The sequence below is a fragment of the Monashia sp. HAY1-2A genome (genome assembly GCF_056755315.1).
In genome coordinates, this window is sequence record NZ_JBNDHY010000168.1 from 1 (window position 1) to 9,066 (window position 9,066).

General features: G+C 72.2%; 5 protein-coding genes. 1 reads left to right on the top strand and 4 read right to left on the bottom strand.

What is annotated here, in order from left to right:
• On the bottom strand, positions 1-765 hold a 765-nt coding region (locus tag ACPYOM_RS18810), incomplete at its 3' end, for a LacI family DNA-binding transcriptional regulator (protein WP_481347123.1).
• Positions 766-1,040: 275 nt separating this feature from the next.
• Between ACPYOM_RS18810 and ACPYOM_RS18815 the strand changes: the two genes are divergently transcribed.
• Positions 1,041-6,095 (top strand): GH92 family glycosyl hydrolase, encoded by a 5,055-nt coding sequence (locus tag ACPYOM_RS18815; RefSeq protein ID WP_481347124.1) that lies wholly within the window; start codon positions 1,041-1,043, stop codon positions 6,093-6,095.
• A gap of 82 nt (positions 6,096-6,177) precedes the next feature.
• On the opposite strand, the gene ACPYOM_RS18820 is transcribed toward ACPYOM_RS18815, so the two are convergent.
• The 3 genes from ACPYOM_RS18820 to ACPYOM_RS18830 form a co-directional block, all read right to left on the bottom strand.
• A complete protein-coding gene (locus ACPYOM_RS18820; protein WP_481347125.1) occupies positions 6,178-6,954 on the bottom strand; it encodes an alpha/beta fold hydrolase in 777 nt (258 codons plus the stop codon).
• A gap of 88 nt (positions 6,955-7,042) precedes the next feature.
• Positions 7,043-7,948, bottom strand: a complete 906-nt coding sequence (locus ACPYOM_RS18825) for a trypsin-like serine peptidase (RefSeq protein ID WP_481347126.1) — start codon at positions 7,946-7,948, stop codon at positions 7,043-7,045.
• 109 nt (positions 7,949-8,057) lie between these two features.
• Positions 8,058-8,855 (bottom strand): deoxyribonuclease IV, encoded by a 798-nt coding sequence (locus ACPYOM_RS18830; protein ID WP_481347127.1) that lies wholly within the window; start codon positions 8,853-8,855, stop codon positions 8,058-8,060.
• Positions 8,856-9,066 lie beyond the last annotated feature (211 nt).

Sequence of the window (9,066 nt, forward strand, 5' to 3'; positions counted from 1 at the left end):
CAGGTCCCGGACCGCGAAGAGTGCCGCGAGGGTGATGCGGTTGTTGCCGGTGATGAGCGCGGTGATCGGCTCCGGGCCCGCACTCCACCGCGTCAGGACATCGCGGACGGACGCCACCGAGTGGGGGCCCATGACGACGCGCGCGGGACCGGGCAGGCCGAGCGCCTCCTGCGTGGCGACGAAGGACTCGCGACGCTGGCGGGCGGTCCAGAAGCCCGGGTCGTCGCCGAGGAAGGCGATGTGCCGGTGCCCGTGGGCGACGAGGTGCTCGATGGCGCTGCGGACGCCGCCCTGGTTGTCGCTGAGGACGGTGTCGCGCGGGGTGCCGCGGACGGGGCGGTCCATGTAGACGATGGGGGTGCCGCTCGCGTCGATCTCGGGGTCGGCCGAGGCCGCCTCGCTCGCCGGCACGACGACGATGCCGTCGACGCGTCGGGCGATGAGGGCCTCCAGGGCGGCGCGCTCGCGGCTCGGCGAGCCCTCGGCCGAGGCGGTGATGAGCTGGTGCTGGCGGATCCGCGCCTCACGCTCCACGGCGGCCCCGACCAGCGAGTAGAACGGGTTGGCGAGGTCCTCGACGACGAGCCCGATGGTGAAGGTGCGCCCCTGACGGATGAGACGCGCGCCGTCGTGGCGTCGGAAGCCGAGCCGTTCGATGACGGCGCGGACGCGCTCGGCGGTGTCCGGCCGCACCCCGGGCTCGTGGTTGACGACGCGTGACACCGTCTTGACCGAGACATGCGCCTCGGCCGCCACGTCCGCCATGGTGGGGCGGGTGACTGTCCGGTGGTCAGACAACGCTGTCATGCCGCCATCTGAGCAGATGCAGCGGAGCCCGGGCAACGGGATGGGGCCGAAAGAGGGGGCGGTCGGGCGGTTCCTGTCCGATTGGCTGTCCCGGCCGGACAAGAACGGTCTGCACCGTTGACGACACTCGTCCCTCGGGGCAAGTCTCGCGGGGTCTTGCACCGCTCAGCTCAAGGACGAGCACGGAGGAACCGATGGGTTTGACACCTGGGATCCAGAGAGGCGCCGTCGCCATGGCGCTCCTGGTCACCTCGACGATGGGGGCCGTCGCCGGACCGCCCCGCGCAGCGGCGGCCCCCGCCGACACCACAGGCAGCTTCACGACCTCCTTCGAGGCCGGCGACCCCCAGCCGGCGTTCTCGACGGTCGAGGTGGGTCCCGACGGGCCCCGGCAGAAGAACGTCACCGGCACGGTCAGCGTCGACGGCAGCCTGCTCGGGCAGGTCACGGCCGTCACGGCCAGTGCCGAGAACTCGCCGGGTGAGGTGGCGGCGAACCTCGCCGACGCCAACCCCGACACGAAGTGGCTGGCCTTCGCCCCGAGCGGCTGGGTCCGCTACCAGCTCGCGTCGCCGGCCACGGTGGTCCGCTACTCGCTGACGTCGGCCAACGACGCGCCCGAGCGCGACCCGAAGGACTTCACGCTCCAGGGCTCGGCCGACGGCACGACGTGGACCGACCTCGACCGGCGCACCGGCATCGACTTCTCGGGCCGGTTCGCGACGCAGACCTTCTCGGTGGCGACCCCGCGCAGCTACGCGTACTACCGGCTCGACGTGACCGCCGTGCACTCGGGCGGCATCGTGCAGCTGGCCGACTGGGACATCTCCGACGGTTCGACCGGCACGGGTCCGGCGACGCCGATGGTGACGAAGGTCGGCTCGGGGCCGATCTCCGGCTTCAACATCAAGCCCCTCGTCGGCTGGACCGGCGTCAGGGCGCTGCGCTACTCCGGTGGCCACACCGCCGACGGCCGCGGCTACGCCTGGAACCGCCTGTTCGACGTCGACCTTCCCGTCAACCCTGCAACTCGCCTGTCCTACAAGGTCTTCCCCGACATGGTCGCGGGCGACCTCAGCTACCCGTCGACGTACAGCGCGCTCGACCTGCGCTTCACCGACGGGACGTACCTGTCCGACCTGGAGGCCACCGACGCCAACGGTGTCGCGGCGAGCCCGAACGGCCAGGGCAGGGGCAAGATCCTCTACGCCAACCAGTGGAACTCGGTGTCGGTCGACGTCGGCAGGGTCGCCGCCGGCAAGACCATCGACCGCATCCTCGTCGGCTACGACAACGACACGGCGAAGAAGGACACCCGCTTCGGCGGCTGGATCGACGACCTCGACGTCGCGGCCCACCCGGCCGCGGTCGACGCGTCCGACCTGACGAACTTCGTCGACACGCGTCGGGGCACCAACGCATCGGGCAGCTTCTCGCGCGGCAACAACCTGCCGATCAGCGCGCTGCCCAACGGGTTCACGTTCTTCACCCCCGTGACCAACGCGAACTCGCAGTCGTGGGAGTACTACTACCAGTCGGCCAACAACGCCTCGAACCTGCCGGTGATGCAGGGCCTGGCGATCTCGCACGAGCCCAGCCCGTGGATGGGTGACCGCAACCAGCTGTCGGTCATGCCGTCGGCGACGACCGGTATCCCGACGGGCAGCGCGTCCGGTCGCTCCCTCACCTTCGACCACCGGACCGAGGTGGCCCGGCCGGACTACTACAGGGCCGTGCTCCAGGGCGGCCTCGTGTCGGAGATGACGCCGGCCGACCACGGCGGCGTCTACCGGTTCACCTTCCCGTCCGGCACGGCCAAGGGCAGCCTCGTCCTCGACACCGTCGACGACAACGGCACGTTCACCGTCGACGCCGCGGCCGGCATGGTGACCGGCTGGGTCGACAACGGCAGCGGCCTGTCCGCCGGCCGCAGCCGGATGTTCGTCTACGGCACCTTCGACCGGCCCGCGACCGCCGCGGGCACCGCCCCGAACGGGCACGCCGGCACGCGCTACGCCTCGTTCGACACGAGCACGGACAAGACCGTCGTTCTCAAGCTGGCCACGTCGTTCATCTCGCTCGACCAGGCGAGGCGCAACCACGCGCTCGAGCTGGCCGCCCGCGACTTCGACGCCGTCCACGCGGCCGCGAACACGGCGTGGAACGACCGGCTCGGCGTCGTGGGCGTCGAGACCAACGCCGACACGGACGCCGACACGCAACGCACGACGCTGTACTCGAACCTCTACCGGCTCAACCTCTACCCGAACAGCCAGTTCGAGAACACCGGCACTGCAACGGCACCCCGGTACCAGTACGCGAGCCCCGTTGCAGCCAAGTCCGGTTCGGCAACCGCGACGACGACCAACGCCGCCGTCAAGGACGGCAGGGTCTACGTCAACAACGGCTTCTGGGACACCTACCGGACCGTGTGGCCGGCCTACAGCCTCCTCTACCCGGAGGTGGCGGCCGAGATCGCCGACGGCTTCGTCCAGCAGTACCGCGACGGCGGCTGGGTCGCCCGGTGGAGCTCGCCGGGCTACGCGGACCTCATGACCGGCACCAGCTCGGACGTCGCCTTCGCCGACGCGTACGTCAAGGGCGTCAAGCTGCCCGACCCGCTCGGCACCTACGACGCCGCGCTGAAGAACGCGACCGTCCTGCCGACCTCGAGTGCCGTGGGCCGCAAGGGCCTCGACACCTCGATCTTCCTCGGCTACACGAGCACGAGCACCGGCGAGTCGGTCTCGTGGGGTCTCGAGGGGCTCGTCAACGACTTCGGCATCGGCAACATGGCGGCCAAGCTGGCCACGGACCCGGCCACCCCGGCCGACCGCCGTGCGCAGCTGAAGGAGGAGTCGCAGTACTTCCTCGAGCGGGCCACGCACTACGTCAACACCTTCAACCCGAAGGTCGGGTTCTTCCAGGGCCGGGGGCCCGACGGCAGCTTCCCGGCGACCTTCGACCCCGAGGCGTGGGGCGGCGACTACACGGAGACGAACGGCTGGAACTTCGCCTTCCACGCGCCGCAGGACGGCAACGGTCTGGCGAACCTCTACGGCGGTCGCGACGCCCTCGCGAAGAAGCTCGACACGTTCTTCGCGACGCCGGAGACCGCGACGAAGCCCGGCGGGTACGGCGGCACGATCCACGAGATGCTCGAGGCACGGGACGTCCGGATGGGCCAGCTCGGCCAGTCCAACCAGGTCTCGCACCACATCGCGTACATGTACGACTGGACCGGCCAGCAGTACAAGACGGCCGAGAAGGTCCGCGAGATCCTGCGCCGTCTCTACGTCGGCACCGACACCGGCCAGGGCTACCCCGGCGACGAGGACAACGGCGAGATGTCGGCGTGGTACGTCCTGTCCTCGCTCGGCCTCTACCCCCTGCAGGTCGGCTCGTCCCAGTGGGCCGTCGGCTCGCCGAAGTTCTCGCAGGTCACGGTGCACCGCACGCAGGGCGACCTCGTCGTCAACGCACCGGGCAACTCGGAGAAGAACCTCTACGTCCAGGGCCTGACCGTCGACGGCCAGAAGCAGAAGTCGGTCTCGGTCGACCAGTCGCAGCTGGCCGGTCCGACGCGGCTCGACTTCGCGATGGGGTCCGCGCCGTCGGACTTCGGCGCCCGGGCCCAGGACGCCCCGCCGTCGCTGACGACGGGCACCGAGGCCCCGAAGCCACTGCGCGACATGACCGGTCCGGGCCGTGGCACCGCGTCGGCAACCGGGCTCGCGGACGGTGCCGACGCCGCGAAGCTCTTCGACGACACGTCGCGCACCTCTGCCGCGTTCGCCTCGGCCACGCCGACCGTCACGTTCGACCTGTCGGGCGTCGGGCAGCGGGCCACGTGGTACACGATCACCTCCGGCCCGGCCGCGGGCGACCCGTCCGCGTGGCGCGTCGAGGGGTCCAAGGACGGCGGCACGACGTGGCGCACGCTCGACACGCGCACCGACCAGTCCTTCCCGTGGCGGGTGCAGACGCGTCCGTTCCGGCTGGCCGACACCGGCACCTACACCTCCTACCGTCTCGTCGTCACGGCGACGAAGGGGGCGGCGGCGCCGAACCTCTCGGAGGTCGAGCTCCTCACCGACGGCTCGAAGGCGGAGAACACCGGCATCAAGGTCACCGCCGGTCCGGCGTTCGAGACGTCCGAGGACACCGCGTGGACCGGCACCGTCGGCACCTTCTCCGGTGGCGTCGGCCAGGGCCAGGACCCGTCGGCCACCGCCACGGCGACCATCGCCTGGGGTGACGGCTCGAGCTCGGACGGCACCATCACGGCCGGCGACCTCGGGTCCTTCACGGTCCGCGGCAGCCACACGTGGGCCGAGCCGGGCTACTACCAGCCGAAGGTCACGGTGACGACGGCGAACGACAGCGGCTCCGCCCTCGGCGGCGCCACGGTCCACACGGCGTCGGTGCCCTCGTACGCGGCCGGGTTCGACTCGGTCTGCTTCGGCAACGTCGGCGACTCCGTCCCGTGCGACGGCGACCGGGCGGGCCTGTCCCGTGAGGCGCTCGCGGCGGCGGGCGGTGTGCCCGGCACGCTGCTCACCGTCCCGGGGACGGACCTGAGGTTCTCGATGCCGGGCATCCCAGTGGGCCAGAAGGACAACGCGACGGGCGCCGGGCAGACCCTCGAGGTCTCGCTCGCGCCGGGTGCGACGAAGCTGTCCCTCATCGGCACCGCGACGCAGAGGGACCAGAACACCACCGCGACGGTGCGCTTCACCGACGGCTCGACCACGAGCTACCCGGTGCAGTACGGCGACTGGTGCGGCTCGCCCCGGTTCGGCAACGTCGTCGCGATCCAGATGGCCTACCGCCTCAACGGCACGAGCACGGACAGCTGCCACGCCACGCTGTTCGCGACCGCCCCGCTCGACATCCCGTCGGGCAAGACGGTCCGGTCCGTCACGCTGCCGACGCAGACCGGTGACCCGGCCACGGCCGGCCGGATCCACGTGTTCGCCGTGGCGGACAACGGTTCGGCGATGCAGGTGAAGCCGGGTGCCGACGTGTCGGCCTCGGCGGGTGCGGCCACCGACGTCGCGCTCGGCTCGGTGGGCGGCGGTGTGCCGGACGGCCGGTACACGGTCCGCGTCCAGTGGGGCGACGGGACCGTCACGGAGGACGCCACGGTCTCGGCACCGGGTGCCGACGGCGTGGCCACGATCAGCGGGAAGCACACGTGGGCCACGGCCGGCACCTACCGGGTGCGGGTGCTCGTGTCCGACTCCCGCTCCGACGTCCTGGGGACGCTGACGGTCACGGTGCGCTGACGCGACCGGCCCAGCACGTCGGACCGACCGGCCCGTCGACGGCACGAGCCGTCGGCGGGCCGGCCGCCCGTGCCGAGCGGGGTCAGTCCGCGGCGAGGAACGGTCCCACGGCGGCGAGGAAGCCGTCGGGGTCGGTGGCGTGGACGAGGTGGCCGCCGTCCACGCGCACCAGACGCCCGGCGGGCAGGGTCCGGGCCAGCTCGGCGACGTGCTCGGCCGGCATCGGGCTCGACGGCCCGCCCCACACGACGAGCGCGGGGCAGCGGACCGAGCGCGCCACGTCGGCCCACCCCGGGTCGGGGTCGTCGATCTGCGCCCGCACCTGCAGGACCATCTGCCAGTCGAACCCGGGGTCCGTGTCCGGCCGGGCCGGCGGGTTCGGGGTGCGCGGGTACGGCAGGGGGACGTCCTCGAGGACGAGCCGACGGACGCGTCGGGGTTCGGTAGCCGCGACGAGGAGCGCGACGAGGCCGCCCATGGAGTGCCCGACGACGTCGTAGGCGTCGGCATCGGCGAGGGCCGGGACGGTGCCGGCGACGGCGACCGCGTCGGCGGCCATCTCCTCGAGGCGGTAGGAGCCCGGACGGCTGCTGCCGCCGTGGCCGCGGGCGTCCGGCGCGACGACGGACCGGTCGGTCCGCAGGTCGGCGGCCACGCGGGCCCAGTCGAGCGAGGACTCACCTGTGGCGTGGAGCAGCAGCACGGGTGGGGCCGCCGCCGGGGCCGCCGTCGGGGCCGCCGCCGGGGCCGCCGCGGAGCTCCGTCGGGACCACGTGCGCACGAGGACGTCGGCGCCGCGGAGGGCGACGAGCGACTCACCGTCGGGAGGTGGGTCGGCAGGTCGGTCGGGGGATGCCACGCCAGGAGTCTCGCAGCCGTCCGGGTGTGAGCGGGCGACCACGCCTGACGCGACCGGTGCGGCGCGTCAGGCGGGGCCGCCCCGCCCCTCAGTCGACCTGCGTGTAGAGGCTCTGCTCGACGGTGCCGAAGTAGGGCCCGTACATGACGTCCTTCTCGCCGCGGTAGCCGAACGAGTTGAGCGAGTTGAGCTGCCCACCGGTGATCCAGCCGCCGCCGGACGAACCGCCGGTCATGCTGCACGGCAGCCGGTTGTCGGTGGAGCCGCGGGTGTCCATCGTCGTCGGGCCGCTGCACCGCCACAGCGTCTGGCCGTCGTAGGGGCTGGCCTGCGGGTAGCCGTACGCGTCGTAGGTGCGGCCGTAGCCGAGGTTGAAGGCGATCGGGTACGAGCCGCCGACGGTCGCCGAGAGGGTCTTGCCGCCGAGCGGGTTCATGACGGCGAAGCCGATGTCGTGGTTGAAGTCACCGCTGGTGCGCCAGGCGTCGGTCGTCAGCAGCGATGCCGCGGTGAACGTCCCGTAGGGACGGACGCCGTTCTCGTACTGGGGCACGAAGGCGAAGTTGGTGACGTAGGCGCCCGGGCCCTCGTTGACGCAGTGGCCGGCGGTCGTGACGAGCGAGCCGCTCGAGCTCTGGGTCACCGTGCCGGAGCAGACGTAGTTGAGGCCCTTCTCGGTGAAGAAGACCTTGCCGAACAGCGGCGAGGCCGGCACCTGCACCGCCTGCGCGCCGCTCGTGCCGCCGCCGGGCTTGCCCTTCGCCGCGACGTACGTGTTCTCGCGGGGGATGGCGCTCTTCATCCGGGCGGTCGTCCAGTAGGCGAGGACCCGCTGCTGCTCGGCCGGCGTCGTCGCCGCCGGGTGCGGCGTCGGGGTGCCCCGCGTCGGGGCGTGCCCGGTGCCGGAGGCGGTGGCCCCCGGGGCCGCCGTGAGCGAGAGGACGAGGGCGCCGGCGCCGAGGGCACCGGCCACGAGTGAGCTGATCCTGCGCATGGAGCCTCCTGGGACGGGTCGGCCGCCGGACGATCCCCCGAGGACGGTCCTAGCCAGCACGGTACGGGCAGACGGGTCCCCCGCGGGTCAGGTTCGGGTCAGGAAACGGTCACCCGACCCGGTCTTGCAGCCACGCGATGTCGGCGGCCTGCCCCGCGACACCGCCCGGGGTCTCGCAGACGACCGGTGCGCCGGCGGCGCGGACGACGTCGGCGAGCGCGTCGCCGTCGATGTGGCCCGAGCCGAAGTTCGTGTGCCGGTCGGCCCCGGAGTCGAACTCGTCGCGGGAGTCGTTGGCGTGGACGAGGTCGATGCGGCCGGTGATGGCGCGGACCTGGTCGACGACGCTGCCGAGGTCGTTGCCACCGGCGTGCGCGTGGCAGGTGTCGAGGCAGAAGCCGACGTTCTCGCTGCCGGAGGCCTGCCCGACGGCGTCCCAGAGGCGGGCGATGGCCTCGAGCCGACGCGCCATCGCGTTGTCGCCGCCCGCGGTGTTCTCGATGAGCAGCGGCACCGGCAGGTCGAGGCCGTCGATGCACTTGCGCCAGTTGTCGAAGCCCTTCGCGGCGTCCTCGTCGGCGCCGAGGTGCCCGCCGTGCACGATGACGCCCTTGGCGCCGATCTCGGCGGCCGCCGTGAGGTGCTGCTGGAGCAGCTTGCGGCCGGGGATGCGGATGCGGTTGTTGAGGCTCGCGACGTTGATCGGGTACGGCGCGTGCACCCAGAGGTCGATGCCCGCGGCCGCGGCGTCCGCCTTGAGCGCCTCGGCGCCGCCGGCGTACCGGACGACTGGGCCCTTGTAGCTCTGCGGGTCGCCGAGGAACAGCTGCGAGAGCGAGGCTCCCCGCGCCTTCGCCTCGGCGATCGGATCCTCCTGGTCGACGTGCGCACCGATGTGTAGGGCCATCCCCCGAGCGTAGGCGGTGGTGCCGACGACGCGTCGCGCAGGCCGATGTCACACATCTGCGCCGCCGGGTGTCCACCTGTCGACGGACGAGTTCCCACCACCCACAGGAGGACACGATGACCACCAGGATCCCCGCCAAGGAGATCACCGGCCCCTACGGCGCCCTCGTCAAGCGGTTCAGCACGAAGCTGTTCGGCCGCGTCCCCGAGTC

Bases quoted from the DNA above. Each gene is read 5' to 3' on its own strand.
- ACPYOM_RS18830 (WP_481347127.1), bottom strand. From the start codon at position 8,855: ATGGCCCTACACATCGGTGCGCACGTCGACCAGGAGGATCCGATCGCC.
- ACPYOM_RS18815 (WP_481347124.1), top strand. From the start codon at position 1,041: ATGGCGCTCCTGGTCACCTCGACGATGGGGGCCGTCGCCGGACCGCCC.
- ACPYOM_RS18825 (WP_481347126.1), bottom strand. From the start codon at position 7,948: ATGCGCAGGATCAGCTCACTCGTGGCCGGTGCCCTCGGCGCCGGCGCC.